Source organism: Azospirillum oleiclasticum (assembly GCF_013423485.1).
In the GTDB taxonomy this organism is placed as follows: domain Bacteria; phylum Pseudomonadota; class Alphaproteobacteria; order Azospirillales; family Azospirillaceae; genus Azospirillum; species Azospirillum oleiclasticum.
Map to the genome: position 1 here is coordinate 127728 of NZ_JABFFR010000033.1, position 15915 is coordinate 143642.

General features: G+C 69.7%; 17 protein-coding genes. 7 read left to right on the top strand and 10 right to left on the bottom strand.

Going from position 1 to position 15915, the window contains the following annotated elements; translation table 11 throughout:
- The first annotated feature begins 67 nt into the window (after positions 1-67).
- From HL658_RS28195 to HL658_RS28205, 3 genes are all read left to right on the top strand, one after another.
- Positions 68-538 carry a hypothetical protein gene (locus tag HL658_RS28195; protein WP_180285619.1) on the top strand — a complete coding sequence of 157 codons (471 nt, stop codon included), beginning with the start codon at positions 68-70 and terminating at the stop codon, positions 536-538.
- Positions 539-698: 160 nt separating this feature from the next.
- Positions 699-902, top strand: coding sequence for a PqqD family protein (locus tag HL658_RS37390; protein ID WP_246337975.1), 204 nt, complete (start codon positions 699-701; stop codon positions 900-902).
- Between the two features lie 26 nt (positions 903-928).
- Positions 929-1321, top strand: coding sequence for a lasso peptide biosynthesis B2 protein (locus HL658_RS28205; RefSeq protein WP_343055375.1), 393 nt, complete (start codon positions 929-931; stop codon positions 1319-1321).
- Between the two features lie 26 nt (positions 1322-1347).
- On the opposite strand, the gene HL658_RS28210 is transcribed toward HL658_RS28205, so the two are convergent.
- From HL658_RS28210 to HL658_RS28225, 4 genes are all read right to left on the bottom strand, one after another.
- Positions 1348-2025, bottom strand: a complete 678-nt coding sequence (locus tag HL658_RS28210; RefSeq protein WP_180285616.1) for a DsbA family protein — start codon at positions 2023-2025, stop codon at positions 1348-1350.
- Positions 2022-3809 (bottom strand): asparagine synthase-related protein, encoded by a 1788-nt coding sequence (locus tag HL658_RS28215; RefSeq protein WP_180285615.1) that lies wholly within the window; start codon positions 3807-3809, stop codon positions 2022-2024. Before HL658_RS28215 ends, HL658_RS28210 begins: the two co-directional genes overlap by 4 nt.
- A 356-nt stretch (positions 3810-4165) precedes the next feature.
- A complete protein-coding gene (locus tag HL658_RS28220) occupies positions 4166-5017 on the bottom strand; it encodes a sulfotransferase domain-containing protein (RefSeq protein ID WP_180285614.1) in 852 nt (283 codons plus the stop codon).
- A complete protein-coding gene (locus tag HL658_RS28225; RefSeq protein ID WP_180285613.1) occupies positions 5014-5934 on the bottom strand; it encodes a phosphoenolpyruvate carboxykinase (ATP) in 921 nt (306 codons plus the stop codon). The genes HL658_RS28220 and HL658_RS28225 overlap by 4 nt, the downstream gene beginning before the upstream one ends.
- A gap of 423 nt (positions 5935-6357) precedes the next feature.
- Here HL658_RS28225 and HL658_RS28230 point away from each other — a divergent pair, with 423 nt between their 5' ends.
- The 4 genes from HL658_RS28230 to HL658_RS28245 all read left to right on the top strand — a co-directional run bounded on the left by HL658_RS28230 (position 6358) and on the right by HL658_RS28245 (position 8646).
- Positions 6358-6900, top strand: coding sequence for a phage tail protein (locus HL658_RS28230; protein ID WP_180285612.1), 543 nt, complete (start codon positions 6358-6360; stop codon positions 6898-6900).
- 86 nt (positions 6901-6986) lie between these two features.
- The gene (locus HL658_RS28235) at positions 6987-7535 is read left to right on the top strand and encodes a phage tail protein (RefSeq protein WP_180285611.1); all 549 of its coding nucleotides are present in this window, start codon (positions 6987-6989) and stop codon (positions 7533-7535) included.
- Positions 7536-7550: 15 nt separating this feature from the next.
- Positions 7551-8096 (top strand): phage tail protein, encoded by a 546-nt coding sequence (locus HL658_RS28240; protein WP_180285610.1) that lies wholly within the window; start codon positions 7551-7553, stop codon positions 8094-8096.
- 16 nt (positions 8097-8112) lie between these two features.
- Positions 8113-8646 (top strand): GNAT family N-acetyltransferase, encoded by a 534-nt coding sequence (locus tag HL658_RS28245; protein ID WP_180285609.1) that lies wholly within the window; start codon positions 8113-8115, stop codon positions 8644-8646.
- Between the two features lie 51 nt (positions 8647-8697).
- Here HL658_RS28245 and HL658_RS28250 read toward each other — a convergent pair whose 3' ends face one another.
- The 6 genes from HL658_RS28250 to HL658_RS28275 all read right to left on the bottom strand — a co-directional run bounded on the left by HL658_RS28250 (position 8698) and on the right by HL658_RS28275 (position 15230).
- Positions 8698-8997, bottom strand: a complete 300-nt coding sequence (locus tag HL658_RS28250) for a DUF6916 family protein (protein ID WP_180285608.1) — start codon at positions 8995-8997, stop codon at positions 8698-8700.
- A gap of 60 nt (positions 8998-9057) precedes the next feature.
- Positions 9058-10791 (bottom strand): ATP-binding cassette domain-containing protein, encoded by a 1734-nt coding sequence (locus HL658_RS28255; RefSeq protein ID WP_180285607.1) that lies wholly within the window; start codon positions 10789-10791, stop codon positions 9058-9060.
- The gene (gene wbaP, locus HL658_RS28260) at positions 10778-12238 is read right to left on the bottom strand and encodes an undecaprenyl-phosphate galactose phosphotransferase WbaP (RefSeq protein WP_180285606.1); all 1461 of its coding nucleotides are present in this window, start codon (positions 12236-12238) and stop codon (positions 10778-10780) included. The genes HL658_RS28255 and wbaP overlap by 14 nt, the downstream gene beginning before the upstream one ends.
- Before the next feature lie 159 nt (positions 12239-12397).
- Complete coding sequence (locus tag HL658_RS28265; protein WP_180285605.1) at positions 12398-14107, bottom strand: monovalent cation:proton antiporter-2 (CPA2) family protein; 1710 nt, start codon at positions 14105-14107, stop codon at positions 12398-12400.
- A gap of 46 nt (positions 14108-14153) precedes the next feature.
- Positions 14154-14525: a response regulator transcription factor gene (locus tag HL658_RS28270; protein WP_180285604.1), complete on the bottom strand. Its 372-nt coding sequence runs from the start codon at positions 14523-14525 to the stop codon at positions 14154-14156.
- 225 nt (positions 14526-14750) lie between these two features.
- Positions 14751-15230 carry a MarR family winged helix-turn-helix transcriptional regulator gene (locus tag HL658_RS28275; protein ID WP_180285603.1) on the bottom strand — a complete coding sequence of 160 codons (480 nt, stop codon included), beginning with the start codon at positions 15228-15230 and terminating at the stop codon, positions 14751-14753.
- Between the last annotated feature and the right edge of the window lie 685 nt (positions 15231-15915).

The following is a 15915-nucleotide window of genomic DNA, read 5'->3' on the forward strand; positions in this document are numbered from 1 at the left end:
ACCCGTTGACGGAGTCCCTTGAACGCGATATTTGGAGGTTTCTCTTGGTTAATGGCGCAACGTATCGATGACCACCGGACAGTTCGATCAGCAGGGGCTGCGCGCGATCCGGGTTCTCGCGGAAGCCGTGCGCCGTGAGCGGGTGCCGGGCGTTGTCGAGTTCCGGCTCCTCACCGGCTTTCTGGAAAAGGCCATCGACGATTCGTCCGACGAGGAGTTGGATCTGGCGTCCGCCGCCTTCGATGCACTGGATGTGGAATTCCGGCGCCGCATCGCCGACCGTGCGCTGGTCCTGGCCGATCAGGAGCGCGGTGACCGGCCGACCATTGACCGTTCGCCGCCGCCACCGCGTCGTGCCAAGGCCGCGACGGGCTTCCTGACCGCGCTCAACCACCATCGCGCCGCCAAGGGGGAATCACCGCCCCGCTCCGTGGCACGCTCGCGCCTTCTGGCCGACGTCGCCGGCGATGGGGAGCCGGCGGAGCGCAAGCCGGCCTTCGACGGCCCTCCGCCCAAATGGTGGGCGCCCGAGAAATAGGCGACCTTGCCGGGCAGTCGATTGGATGATAGAGACCACCATCGCGTGTCCGTCTGCGGGAGAGTGCGTCGTGGTTGTCGATCGGACGGTGGGCCCGTCCTCCACCGTGCTTCAAAGCCGTGGCCCTTTGGCCGCCGAAGTGGATGGCGAGGTGGTTCTGATGAGCGTCGAACTGGGCCGCTACTTCGGCCTGGACGTCATCGGCGCCGATGTCTGGCGCCGCATTGAGAATCCGGTCCGCGTCCGTGACCTGTGCGCCGCCCTTGCCGCCGATTATGACGGGGCGCCCGAGGTGATCGAGCGCGATGTGCTCGACCTTCTCCGCCGCATGGCCGACCGTGGCCTCATCGAGGTTGCCGGGTGATCCGGGCCGCCCACCGCCTGCGTGTGGTGGAAGCGGTCATGGCGCTGACCGTGGTCGGCGTCGTCCTCGCAGTCCTGCCGTTCCGCCTGGTTGCCCGGCTGGCGGGCCGGGTGGAGGCGTCGGTGCAGGCCTGCCCGCCGCCCACGGTGGATGCGACGGCGGCGGCTGTCGGCCGGTCGGTCGAGGCGGCGGCGCGCCGTCTTCCCTGGCGGCCTGCCTGCCTGGAGCAGGCGCTTGCGGCGTCGCTCATGCTGCGCCGGCGTGGTGTGCCCTCGCACCTGTGCATCGGCGTGGCGACCGGTGACAGGCGCGACTTTCGGGCGCACGCTTGGGTGACCGCGGCCGGCGGCACCGTGTGCGGCGGGGCGGCTGCGGCGGGCATGACGCCGATCGCGGCGTTCCGTCCGCAAGGGAAGTGAGGGACGGAGGACGCGGCCCGGTGGTCTCAGGGCTGCGAGGCTCCCGACAGCAGCGCCGCGATGCGGTCGCCGTCGTGCACGCCGCGGCGGACGCTGCCGGCAAGGATCATGGTCGGGGTGCTGCGGATGCGCAGGTTCCAGGCCATCCTGACGTCGGCGTCGAGCAGAGCCTCGGTCTCGGGAGCGGCGGCGTCGGCGCGCAGCCGCTCCGCGTCCAGCCCGGCGGCGGCGGCAAGCGCCGGAAGGTCGCCGGGGCCGAGCGGCCTTTCGGCCGACGCCATCGCGCGGTGCAGGGCCGCCTCCCGGCCCTGGCGTCGGGCTGCCAGCATGGCCTGGGCCAGCGCGATCGAATCCAATGTGTGCGGCAGGTGGCGCAGAATCACGCGCGGCGCCCGGCCCTCCGCCGCCATGGCTTCGAAGACCTGGAACTGCCGGCGGCAGAAGACGCAGTTGTAGTCGATGAAGGCCACGATGGTCGCCGCCTCCCCCGCGTCGGGCGGGCCGATCACCACGGCGGTGCCGGCGTCGAACAGGCGGGGACGGAGCGCCTCCACGCTCTGCGGCGGGTCGATCAGGTCCTGGCCCTTCTGAACCACCCGGTCGACCGCGTGACGGGCGAAGGCGCGCGCCTTGGGTTCCAGCGCCAGCAGGGTTCCGACGGCCAGCAGCAGCCCCAGCATCGCCCACAGGATCAACCGCGTCACTGGTTCCCCCCTTCGATCCAGCGCAGGAACCGCCCGACGTGGAGACCGCGGTCGAGCACGGCGCGATAGTCCCCGAGCCCCGCCGTCGCCGCGTCGGTCGGCCAGTCGGCCGCCAGCCGCTTCATGCGCGCCACGTCCAGCACGCGGGTGGCGAGCGGCGAACGCTCCAGCATTTCCACCCCCTCCACGATCGCGTCGCGCTGGAGCGTCATGCGGTGCAGGAACTCCGGGCACTGGAGGCCGCGGCGCGTCTCGCCCAGCACCTCCGGCGGCAGCCGGTCGGCCAGCACGCGGCGGGCGAGCCAGCGTGTGGTGCCGTCGCGCAGATACTGCTCGTCCGGCACGGCGAAGCAGAATTCCAGCAGGTCCAGGTCGGCGGTGGGGTCGCGCAGTTCCACCCCGAACAGCTCGCCGAGCGGTCCCATCAGCGGCGGCAGGGTCTGGACGCGGCTCAGCCAGCGGCGGCGCATGGCGTCGGTGTCGCCGGGGTAGTCGTGGCCCATCGACAGCCGCCGCCCGGCCATGCCGGTGTCGTGCGCAAAATCGGGGTGGATGGCACTGAACCGCTCGCTCTCCGGCCGGGGCATGCCGCGGCGGTCGTCCAGCCAGCACTGCACGCGCGGCGGCAACAGCGGCTTCAGCCCGTACCGCCGAAGCACCGCGGCGGTGGACAGGCCACGCCGGCGCCCAAGCGCGGCCGCTTCCCGCCAAAACCGCAGCCAGTCGCCGCGCCGCGCCATGGAGGCAAGGCCGCACAGGCCGTCCCAACTCAGCGTCATGTTGCCCAGGAAGCCGCCGAGCATCGCGCGGGCGCCCAGCGCGCGGGCGCGGTCCAGCGACGGGGCGAACCAGCCGATGTTCATCACGTTGCGGCAGGGCATGCCCAGCGGCAGGAAAAGGCGCAGGGGGTTCTCGTCGAGCGGGTGCAGGGTGGGGGAGGAGACGGCCTCCCACACCATGTTCGGGTGCATGCGCGCGACCGCGGCGGCGGCGGCGCGCTCGTCGCTGATCACCGACGGGCGCTCGAACCGCGGCACGCCGTCGGGTGGGGCGACGGTGAGCGCGTGCACGGTGGCGGGTGCCAGCAGCCGGGCGGCGGTCGAAGCCACCGCGCCCGAGTCGAATCCGGCGCTCAACTGGCAGACGACCGGGCCGGGTCCATGCAGTTGCCGCCGCACGGCCTGGTCCAGCAGGGCGCGCGCCTCCTCCACATAGTCGGCGTCGCGGCGGTGGCGGATGCGGCGGCCCCGGTCCGGGCTCCAGTACCGGTGGACGCTCGCCGACCCGTCGCGGCCGAAGGCGACGGTGCAGGCGGCCGGCACACGCCGGATGGCGGCGTAGACGGTGGCGTCCGGCTCCGGCACCACGTCGGACAGGAAGGCGGCGAGATACGCCTCGTCCAGGTCCCGCGGCACGCCGGGCAGGGCGAGCAGCGCGCGCAGGCTGGTGGAGAAGGCCACGGCGCCGTCGATGCGGGTGTGGAACACGGTCCGCAGGCCAAGGGCATCCCCGGCGAGCAGCAGACGCCCGGACCTGCCCTCCCAAAAGGCCAGGGCGATCGTGCCCCGGAACCGCGCCGGGGCATCGGAACCCCAGCGTTTCAACGCTTCGACGACGAGCGGTGCATCGTCGCCCGCCCGCTCGGCCGTACCGACGAGAGCCCGGCGGAGGTCGCCGGCGTTGTCGATATGGCCGGTAATGGCGAGTAGGCTGTCCGGGGAACACTGGATCGGACGGGGCGTGCCGACGATCCCGATGGGGCCGATCCGCAGCGGGCGGGGCATTCCGTCGGCGGACAGCACGGAAAAAACACGGTCATCCGGGCCGCCGGGGCCGTTCACGTCAAACCGGCAAAGGCCCGTGAAGCCATACCCGGGCCGAGGGCCGAGATACGCCACTCCTTTCCGCCGCTATGGCTACGATCCCCCCGCGGTTTGGCAGATGACGCCATCGGATCCGGAACCACAGTTCGTAATTTCGGTGCTGGCCACGATGTCGTACTCGGTAAGAGCCGGCGCCCGCCACACCCGACGATGGCTCCCGTGGAGTTCGTTCTGCCCGCAATCCTGAACGTCGCGATCCATGACTCGTCCACCCACGACAAATTGGTAGTTGTTCCTAGCACGGTGGAAATCCGACTTCAAGAGCATCCGGATTCGTTGTATCCGAGCCGCTGCATCATCTCCCGGTGGGTGGTGCAGATTCGTTCGACCTGTTCGTCGGACAGGAGGTGGCGCCAGTCACCGGAACGCCCGGCGCGGAAAAAGGCACGGCCCGGTGCTTGTCCTCCGTTGAAGCCATGCTCCGCCTCCTGCCGGCGCAGGGCGTCGAAACGGGTCGCGTCGATGGCGTTCCTTATCCTGGTCTCATCGTGCGGGATTCCGGCATAGGTGGCGATGCGGGCCAGGGCGGTCGCGGGATCGGCCAGCAGGTCCTCGTAGCGCAACAGACAGCCCGGGCGGCCCGGTGCGTCCATCCAGCTCCGGGCGTGCCCGCTCCAACACGACAGCCATTGCGGCACGGTCAGAGCGACACGGGGTGGATGCGGTCTGATGATGGTGGACGGGTCGCACAGGATGGCGATCGCCGCATCCACGTCGATCGCCGCGAAGTGCGCCCATGAGACGGCGACGTCGCGCGGGTCACGGACGATATGGATGGTGCCGAGCGTCGCTTCGGGAGGAAAAAGCGGGCCTTCCGTCTCCGTTGCCGACCACGCATCGTGCACCTTCCGGAACAGGGGATGCTTCGATGTCTGCGCGAGGGCGCGATACGCCGCCGGGCGAAGAGCCCGCACCTCATCCGGCGTCAGATCGCCCGTTTCGACGTCCAGCCCGTCTTCGATGTCGGAACGCCGGCTGGCGTTCGGCGCAAATCTGGACCCGTTCATCGAGGGGGAGGGCGTGTCGGCGTGGATCAGGGCGGAAAGGGCGAGCCTGACCCACGTGTTGCCCGATTTCGGGTAGGAGGCGATCCAGTAGAAGCCGCTCATGCCGTCAGCCGTTCGAGTATGCCGGCGATGCTGTCCTCCAGACCGCCCGGTTCGTGGCGATGCGGGACGAGCCAGGTTCCGCCGGGAACGCCCACCACCGCCACCGCGGAACCCAGAGCCTGCGCCGACAAGCCCATTTTCACCATCGTGCCGCGGCGGTAGAGATCGCGCTCGACCCTTACCACCGCCTCCGGGCCGCGCAGGCGGCGCAGCGTGCCACCGGGAGGGAGGGTGTCGGGATCGAGGTGGAACACCGCCGTCAGCGGCAGGGGTTGAGCACAGAACCCCTCGGCCACGGGCACATGGAACTTGGCGAGTTCGCTGCGGGTGCGCTCCAGCCCGGCCGGTGAAAGCTGCAGACGGTCCATGGCGTCGCGCCAGAGCTTGAGCCGGGGAAAGCCGGGCAGCACCCTCGGCCCCGCGGGATCCGACGTGTCGATGACGGTCACGTCGTCGGCAAGGATCATGTGTCCGCGGCGCAGCAGCGACGCGGCCAGCGTCGACTTGCCGATTCCGGAGGCTCCGGCCAGAGCCACGGCTCCGCCGCCGACCCGCACGCAACTGGCGTGCAGCGGCAGCAACCCGCGACGGTAGCACAGGATGCCGAACACCGTGCCCAGAAGGAACACGCGGATGTCGGGCGCATCCGCCGGCAGCACGGGTTCGACGATCACACGATGCCCGGTCGGATCGATCAAATAGGTGGCGACACCCGGCATGGCGAATCGGCAGGTGCCGTTGGCATCGATCTGGAGCAGCGGAAGGTCGATCGTGGGATCGTCCAGCCGTTCGGGCACCGCACCCACGTTGACGATCAGGTCGGGTGCCCGGTCGTCGCCGGTCCACGGCAGCAGGTCGGGAAGCGGCAGAGAGCTCGCCACACGCCATCCGCACAGGGTGTGGTCGTGGATCGGCATCGTGTCCTTCGAAAGTGATGAAGGGGTGATCGGCATGGTGCCGCGACCATAGCCCAGGTTGTTCCCGGCGAGGTAGCCGCAATTGCGTGGATTGCTCGCGTCGCCTGCCGCATGTGCGAGGTCGTCGATGGGACGGGATGCGTGCGTGTCGGGGGCGTGGCCATGGCACAGCCCCCGCGCGTCCGCCTATGCCGTACCACCCGAGTCGCATATGTGTTCGGCAATGCTTGGCTGCAAGACATCCGGAACCACTATGCATCAGGGTAAACGCGCATACCACAGTATGGACACATGCGACAAACCCAGTGAAATTGCATCAAGAACGCGAAAATGCTTCAACACTTTTGCGTGCTCTGGTGTGCTCCCGCGTGGCGGCATACCCACTCCGGGTGGTGCCCCACGGGCTTGGGGAAGGAGGACGCCATGACCGATCCGTTCATCGGAGAGATCCGAATCAACGCCTTCGATTACGCGCCACAGGGTTGGGCGCAGTGCAACGGCCAGTCGTTGCCGATCCAGCAGAACGCCGCGCTCTTCTCACTGATCGGCAACTATTACGGCAAGGACACCCAGAACTTCAGCCTGCCGGACCTGCGCGGGCGGACCCCCGTCGGGCAGTACACCAACTCCGCGACCATCGGCGGGTACACCCATTACAACATGGGCCAGAAGGACGGCACCGAGACGGTGGCGCTAACCGCCACGCAGATCCCGGCGCACAACCACATGTGGCAGGCTGTGAACGCGGCCGCAAACAATCTGGTTCCGGGCGGCAACCTGTATGCGCAGGCGGCGGGCAACATCTTCACCAACGTCTCCGGTGTTGTGAACCCGCCCCTGGTGGCGCTGAACCCGAAGATCATGAGCGAGACGGGCGGCAACGCGGCGCACAGCAACATGCAGCCCTTCCTGGTGCTGAACTTCTGCATCGCGCTGCTCGGCTATTACCCATCGCGCCCGTGGTGACCGGGCGCGGTGATCGGATGCCCCGAACAGGGCCGGCCGCGACCCGCAGCCACCTATGATCGATCTCCTGACGGGAGGAAGAAGCGATGGACGCTTACATCGGTGAAATCAAGATCTGGTCGATTCCCCGCTGCCCCGACGGCTGGCGGTTTTGCGACGGCAGCCTCCTGACGATCCAGGGGAACGAGGCGCTCTACTCCATCCTCGGCTCCCGCTACGGTGGGGACGGGGTGAAGAATTTCGGCCTGCCCGACCTGCGCGGGAGGGTCCCGGTGCACATGGGCACCGGCCCCGCCACCAACAACGGCCAGCCGGGAACGCCCCGGGTGATCGCCCAGACCGGCGGGACGGCGACGGTGACGCTGACCGAAGCGCAGATGCCGGTCCACGAGCATATGGCGTTCGCCACCACCACCAACGCCACCGGCAACACGCCGGGCACCACCATGCTGCTGGGCACCGCGCCCACCGGCGTCGCGCCCTACATGCAGGAGTCGGCGGCTGGCAAAGACTTCACCTTCAACGCCGCCTCCCTTTCGGCGTCCGGCGGCAGCCAGCCCCACAACAACCTGATGCCCAGCCGCACGCTGAACTACATCATCTGCGTGACCGGCACCTACCCCGTCAAGCCGTGATTCGGGAGGACGACCATGGATCCCTTCATCGGTGAAATCCGCATCTTCGCCTTCGACTACGCGCCGCAGGACTGGGCCTATTGCAACGGCGGCAGCCTGCCGGTGGCCCAGAACCAGGCGCTGTACTCGCTGATCGGCCCCGTCTACGGCACCACCGGCTCGCCGCCCACGGCGTTCAACGTGCCGAACCTCCAGTCGCAGGTGCCGATGGGTGCCGCGACGATGGTGGACGGCACCTACACCGCGCTCAACCAGTCCAGCGGCGCGGAAAAGGTGATGTTGAACCTGTCGCAGCTCCCCAGCCACACCCACACCATGGGGGGCGAGACGTTCGGGCAGGCGACGGGCCAGACCAACACCCCGTCCGCAACGACCCTTCCCAACCTCGTGATCGTCAATAGCAAGGCCAGCACGTCCTTCTCGAACGCCGCGCCGAACACCTACTTCTCGCCCAATGCCATCTCTGGCGTGGGCGGCAACGGCACGCACGAGAACCGTCAGCCCTTCCTGGCGATGAACTTCTGCATCTGCACCGATGGCATTTACCCGTCCTTCCCCTGACACCATGGATACGACCATGACCACCGGCGCCGCGCGACCCGCGGCGCCGATCTTCGCACCCGGCGCGGCTCTGGCCGCGCTGGGACTTTCCTTCCGGCTGGAGACGGAGGAGGACATCCCCTTCATCCGCCGCCTGTACTGCGAGATGCGGTGGGAGGAGCTGGCCGTCGTCCGGGACTGGACCGACGAGCAGAAGATCGGCTTCCTCGCCCAGCAGTACGAGGCCCAGCGCCATCACTACGCCCGCGCCTATTTCGACGCGGAGTTCCTGGTGATCGAACGCGCCGGCGAGCCGATCGGCCGCCTCTACCTCTACCGCGGCCACCCTACGGACATCCGCATCGTCGATATCGGCCTGCTGATCGCCGCGCGCAGCCAGGGTCTGGGCCGCGCGATCATCGAATCGGTCTTCGACGAGGCACGCGCCGGCGGCCGCACCGTCAGCATCCATGTCGAGGTCTTCAACCCCGCCCGCCGCCTCTACGACCGCCTGGGCTTCGTGGAGCAGGGGGAGCACGGGCCCTACCGGCTGATGCGCTGGCACGGCTGACCCGCACCGCCTTGGGGGCGCCGGGCCGATGGGGCCCGGCGCCCCGCTCCGTCAGTTGAACACGGCCTGGTAGATGTAGCTGCCATCGGGCTTGTCGCCGATCGGCACCAGGAACACGTCCACCTGCCAGCCGGTCTCGTCGCGCAGCCGGTAAATCCCCTGCGGGCAATGCACCCCCTTCGTTCCTTCGAAGAACAGGGAGAACGGATCGCGCGACTTTCCCGGAAAATCATGCGCCTTGGTCCTCCTGATGGTGGCCAGGACCAAGTCGAGCGGGTCGCCAACCTCGAAGATCATCTGGAAGGCCATGCCCTCCTTCGGCGCGAAGTCGTCGGCGGTGAGGATGTCCATAGCATCTGCCCTGTGGATATGGCGTCTTTTGGCTATGTGATCATGCCACAACTTGGGCCACTACGCCAGCCAGGGCGTGCGCCCGGCCACATCCTGCCACGGGCCGGACGCCGCGACGCGCCCTCCCTCCAGCACCACCACATGGTCGGCCATCCGCACGGTCGCCGCCCGGTGGGCGATGACCACGATGGTGACGGTGCCGCGCAGCCGCTCCAGCGCGGCCTGCACCCGGCGCTCGCTCTCCGCGTCCAGCGCGCTCGTCGCCTCGTCCAGGATCAGCAGCCGCGGCCGGCGCAGCAGCGCGCGCGCCAGCGTGATGCGCTGCCGCTCCCCGCCCGACAGCCGCGCCCCCCGGTCCCCCACCACCGACTCGAGCCCGTGGGGCAAGCCGCGCACCAGTTCGGCCGCCGCCGCATCCTCCAGCGCCCGCCACAGCGCGGCGTCCGCCGCCGCCGGGTCCGCCACCCGCAGGTTGGCGCGGATCGTGTCGTGGAAGAGGAAGGCATCCTGCGGCACATACCCCACCGTCCGCCGCCACGCCCCACGCGCCGCCCCCACGACCGCCACCCCGTCCGCCAGCAGCCACCCCCGTTCCGGGGGCAGCAGCCCCAGCAGCAGGTCGGCCAACGTCGACTTCCCTGCCCCCGACGGGCCGACCACCGCCGTCACCCCGCGCGCGGGGATGGCGAGGTCGATGTCCGCCAGGGCCGGCGCCGCCGCCCCGGCGTGTCGCACCGCCACCCCCTCCAGCCGCAGCTCCCGCTCCAGGGATGGCGCCGCGGCGGCGGACGGCGGCTCCGCCGCCGACTCCGCGCGCTCCAGCAGCGCCAGGGCGCCCTCCAGCGCGGGCAGGGCGAACAGGATGTGCCGTCGCATCTCCTGCAGCCGCAGCCCCGCCATGGTCAAGCGGGCGAAGGCCAGCACGAAGACCAGCGAATCCGCGACCGCCATGCCGAACCCGTGCACCGCCACCGCCATCCCGCCGGCCGCCGCCACCGCGCCGCCGGCTCGCAGCCCGGCCCCGCTGGTGGCGACCGCGGCGACATGGTCGATCTGCCGGGCGCGCAGCTCGCGCATACCCTCGGCGAACCGCGAGCGCCGCGCCTCCTCCGCCCCGAAGGCGCGGATCACCCGCAGCCCGCCCAGGTCCTCGGTCAGCTCGGCGTGCAGCCCGCGCGCGGCCTCGCCCATGGCGCGGCCAAGCGCGGCGCTGCGCCGATCGAGCGGGCGGGAGAGCAGGGCCGCCACCACGACGGCCGCCAGCGTCGCCGCCATCATCTCCGGCGACAGCATCCCGCCCACCGCCAGCAGCACCGGCATCGTCACCAGGGCCGCGCCGGCGGCGACCAGCCACTCCACCATCATCGCCGCCCGCCCGACCTCGCCGATCACGGTGTGGACGAGATCGGCCTGCCGCAGGCGCTGGAAGCCGCTCCATTCCATACGGAGCAGGGCGGCGTGCAGGCGGTCGCGCAGCCCGTCCGTGAAGGCCAGCCGCAGGCGCGCCGCGGCAAGCAGCCGCGCCCGCATCACCAGCGCCGCCGCCACCACCACGACCACATACAGCCCCAGCGCCCCTTCGAGCGTGGACAGCGGCCAGGGCGCCGCGGACCCGCCGCCGGTGACCCCCAGGCGGTCGAGCAGGGGCAGCAGCAGCAGCAGCCCCGCCCCCTCCGCCACCGCCGAGACCACGACCAGCGCCGTCACCCCGGCCAGCCGCCATCGGCCGAGCCTCGCCAGCTCCCCGGCGAGCGCGCGCCAGCCGCCCGGGCCGGCACCGTCAATAGGCGCCATGGCGGCTCAGCACGGCCGGCAGGGTGCGCAGCAGGATGACGACGTCCAGCCAGAGCGACCAGTTCTTGACGTACCAGGCGTCGAGCTGCGTCCGCCGCTCGAAGTCGGTGGCGCTGCGCCCACTCACCTGCCACAGGCCGGTGATGCCGGGCCGGGTGTGGGTGTAGAAGAGCCGGTCGGTCCCGAATCGCTCCAGCTCCTCCGCCGTCACGGGGCGCGGACCGACCAGGCTCATCTCGCCGCGCAGAACGTTGACGAGCTGCGGCAGCTCGTCGAGGCTGTAGGCGCGCAGCAGGGCGCCCACGGCCGTCACCCGCGGGTCGCGGCGCAGCTTCCGGGCGGCGGCCCATTCCGCCCTGGCGTCGGCATCCCGTTCCAGCAGCTCGGTCAGACGCGCGTCGGAGTCGGTGACCATGGTGCGGAATTTCAGGCAGCGGAACGGCACGCCGTCCTTGCCGATCCGGGTGTGGGCGTAGAAGACCGGCCCGCCGTCGCGGCGGATCAGCAGGGCCGCCAGACCCAGGACGGGCAGGGCGCAGGTCAGGATCACCAGGGCGCCGGCGTAGTCGAACACCGTCTTGGTGCTGCGCGCCAAGGGCCGGGACAGGGGACTCTGCGCCGACATCAGCAGCAGGTCCTGCCCCAGCACATGGTGCGACTCCACGGCGATCACCGGCATGCCGCCCAGCGACTGCACGTGGATGTAGGGGATGCCGCCGAGCGTCAGGTCGTTCATCAGCCCGCGGTGATTCGCCATGTCGGCATCGTCGGCGGCGAGCACCACGATCTGCGCGCCCACTCGCCGGCAGGCCTCCATCCAGGAGCCGGGCCACGCCGCCTTCAGCGATTCCAGCGTCTGCGTCGCGGCGACCGAGTAGCCGAGCGACCGTTCCGAATGCAGCAGCTCCACCGCGTCGTCGATGCGCGCCGACGTCCCGACGACGAAGGCCGGCACCTCCCACAGCCCGACGGCGCGCAGCAGAAGGCGCATACAGCGGCGCATCAGCAGGATCAGCGGCACCGCCAGCAGCCAGGTGTGCACCAGCCACAGGCGGGAAAAGCCGTTCTTCAACGCGAATTGCAGGAACCCGTCGGCCAGCAGCGCCATGGTGCAGCCATAGGCCAGGTGCTGCACCTCGGTCCAGAACGGCACACGCAGGCCGTAATGCCCGCGGTGGAACAGCCACAGCACCAGCATGCCGGTGAAGGCGAGCAGCTGGATCGCGCGCAGCGGCGTGTTCTCGCTGAACAGCTCGGCGTAGGTGTCACCGGCGAAATAGTTGCTGAACAGCAGAACCGGAAGGCCGCCGGCGAGGAAGGCGAAGACCAGCGCCGACAGGTCGGACAGGATCAGCCCACCCCCGCGGATCGAGCCGAGGCGCAGCAGGCGCCGCCCGTAGGCGGCCAGGAACGGCTTCGGACTCGTTCGGGGCGGCGCCAGACTCATGCTCCGGTCCGGATCAGGCAGAACGGCATCGCCACACCAAACGCGTGCATTTTCCTCAAGTCCCCCGGGTGCAGCCGATAGATAGCACCGGCGGGACCCGCGTGCGACCAACAAATATGGACAATTCATCACCTTCCGCGGGAAGCCGGCCTCCGGCCGTCATGCCGCCGACGGGGCGACGGGCGATGCCTCGCGCAGGGCGGCGTAATGGCCGGCCCGGAACCCGTCGATGCTGCGGTCGATCGCTGCGGGCTCCATGCCGGCGCTGCGCAGCAGCAGGCCCGCCATCTGCAGGCTCGCCTCCAGCGTTTCCGGAACCACGGCGGTGGCCCCGGCGTTCTCCAGAGCCCCGCGTCCGGCGAGATCGTGGGACCGCGACACGATCGGCAGATCCGGACGCTGTTCGCGGATGCCATGGACCGCCCGTTCGGCGGCGGCCGGCCGGTTCAGCGTGACCACCGCGGATCGGGCGCGGTCGATGCCGGCGGCGCGCAGCACCGCCGGCTGGCTGGCGTCCCCGTAATAGACCGGCAGCCCCTGGTTTCGAGCGGCGGCAACGCGGTTGGGGTCGAGGTCGAGGGCGATGAAGGGGATGTCGTGGGCAGCCAGCACCCGCGCGATGGCCCGCCCGACGCGTCCGTAGCCGCAGATCAGGACGTGGGATTTGAGGTCGCTGGTTTCCAGCCGGAAGCTCTCGGCACCCCACCGGTCCTCGATGCGGCGGGCCGTGCGGTGGGCCGCCCAGGCGAGAAGCGGGGTGACCGCCATGCTCAGCGCCACCACGCTGGTCAGAATCTGCCCGTCGAGCCCGGGAAGGAGCTGCAGCGCCATCGCTTTGGTGATCACCACGAAGGCGAACTCCCCGCCCTGCGCCAGGATCAGCCCGACGCGCACGGCGTTCGCCAGCCCCAGCCCGAACAGGTGGCCCAGCAGAACGAGCACCAGCGTCTTGCCGGCAAGCAGTGCCGCGGTGAGGGCGACGACGGTGGCCCAGCGGTCGAGCATGAAGGGCAGGTCGAGCGCCATTCCCACCGTCATGAAGAACAGCCCGAGGAGCAGCCCGCGGAACGGCTCGATGTCGGCCTCGACCTGGTGACGGTATGCGGTGTCGGCAAGCAGGAGCCCCGCCAGGAAGGCGCCGAGCGCCATCGACATGCCGGCTTCCGCCGTGATCCAGCCGACGACCAGCACCAGGCACAGGTTGGTCGCGGTGAACACCTCCGGGTTGCCCGACGACGCCACGAAGCGGTAGAGCGGGCGCACCACCGTGCGGCCCAGCACCATGATCGCCCCGATGGCGGCGAGCGCCTTCACCGCCGCCAGCCCCAGCGCTTCCGGTATGTCGGCCCCGTCGCCGGCGAGCAAGGGCAGCAGCGTCAGCAGCGGCACCACGGCCAGATCCTGGAAGATCAGCACCGCAACGGAGACGCGGCCGAACCGCCGCATCGTTTCACCCCGTTCCACCAGCATCTTCAGAACCGTGGCGGTCGAGGAGAAGGACAGCAGGCCGCCGACCACGATCGCCGTCTCAGCCCGCAGTCCCAGCGCGTGGGCGGCAATCGCGATCAGCACAGCCGTCGCCATCACCTGGGCCAGCCCGAGTCCGAAGATGTATTTCCGCATGGCGCGCAGGCGCGACAGCGGCAGCTCCAGCCCGATGGCGAACAACAGGAAGACGATGCCCAGCTCGGCCAGCAACTGCGGCACCTCCGGGTCGAGCACGGGGCCCGGCGTGTGCGGACCGAGCATCGCGCCGGCCGACAAATAGGCCAGCACCGATGGGATGCGCAGGGCCTGGAACACAGGCACCACAATGATCGCCGCCACCAGAAGGGCGATCACGTCGTAGAGGAACTGCATGTCGTGCATGGTCGCTCACGCCCCGTTTCGGGTGCCGTCGATGCCGGCCGCGCGGCTAGCGGGCCAGGAGCTGGTCGACCGCCTCCAGCAGCTCGTCGTTCTCGAACGGCTTGTAGAGCAACCGATCGGCGCCGTACATCTCCGACATCTTGAGCGAGTAGGCGGCGGGAAAGGCGTCGGTGCCGCCGGACATCGCGATCACCGGAACCCGGTTGCCCCCGCCACGCAGACGCCGGACGGTCTCGACGCCATCCATGCCCGGCATCATCATGTCGAGCACCACCAGATCCACGGCCGTCGTGGACAGGACGGCCAGTCCGCCGGCACCGTCGTTGGCTTCCAGCACCGTGTGGCCGGCGCCCTCGAGCACGGCGCGGAGCAGCGCCGTCACCGCGGGCGAGTCGTCCACGACCAGGATGTTCGCCATCACATCACCATGGGTGCGGGCCGGGCTACGGGAGTGCCGCGCCGTCCTGTGCATTCAGCCGGTCGATCCATGATGCATCCGCGGTTCTGTCGGGCGTGAGGGCCTTGATCCGTCCCTGGGTTTGATAGCCTCGGACCGGAAGGCGATCAAGGTCCGGCGCTTGGCAGGAGCCCGACGCCGTCCGTGACCGGAAGCCGACTGCGGCGCCATGACGCACCATCCGTGTCAGTCGTCGGCGCCCACGGCGCGAAGGCCCTGCTCATCCACCGTCCGGACCTGGGTACGGCGCGCCCGGCGGGCCAGCAACGTGCGCAGCATCTGATCCAGCGCCTCGGCGATCGCCAGGTGATGGGACTCGGGCAGGCCGGCGATCGCCTCGGCAATCTCGTTGAGCGGATCATGGTCCAGCGCGGCGCGGCCCGCCGGGGTCAGGACCAGGCTGACGCTCCGGCGGTCGCGTTCGCTGCGGTGGCGCTCGATGAGCCCTTTCTTGGAGAGGGCGGCGATGGTCTGGCTGGCCGTACCCTTGGTGGTGCCGTGGTAGCGGGCGAAGGCCACCACGCTGCGCGCGCTCGGGCTCGCTTGGCCGAAATAGCGCAGCGCGGCCCATTGCGCAGGGTTCAGGCCATCGGCGAAGGCAAGGCTCGATGTGGTGCGCAGCACCTGCGCCATCACCTCGGCGGTCGCGCGCGCGCTCGGCCGCATCTGCTGTCACCTCGACAGGTTCGTGGGGTCGGGGGATGTGTTTCGAGTCGAAACATAGAACAGGGCCGGGCGTCTGTCCAGGGGCGGCCTCCGCGCCGGCCGCTGGAGGGCATGCATTGTGTGACATGAAGAGGACGGCATCGAAAGGGCTTTACACGATCGGGTCGAGCCGCTACATACCCGCTCCCGGCCGGCGACGGTCGGGCGGCTCCGGAAGGGCCGGGGCGGCGCACAATGTGGCAAGGCCGGACGCGGTTTCCTCGGAAGAGGCAGACGGTTCGGCAGCGGACGAAAAAAGTGGTTGACACCTTCGTTCACACTGGCTAGATTGTTTGTCCGTTCGGCGCGGTCGATCGCATCGCGCCCTCCGATCTTCCAGACGTCCTGCTGGTAATCAATCGAGGCGAAAGCTTCGGTGGCAGGTTTGTCTGCAAGGTCCGGTTCTTTGACATTGTCGAGATTGTTCGAGAAGGGATGCGCAGGCGGCGGCTTTGTAAGCCGGGACTGTGGTCTGGTTTCTTCGGGGTGGACCCGGGGGAGCAGGGCGAAAGACGGTTCGTGTCTGTGCATCGAGAGTTTCCAAGAGGACAACACTTGGGACAGTTGGTGCCGCGGACGCGGACCACGTCGATGGATGCTTGGGTTTCGGCCTGGGTGTCGTATCGAACCTGAGAGTTTGATCCTG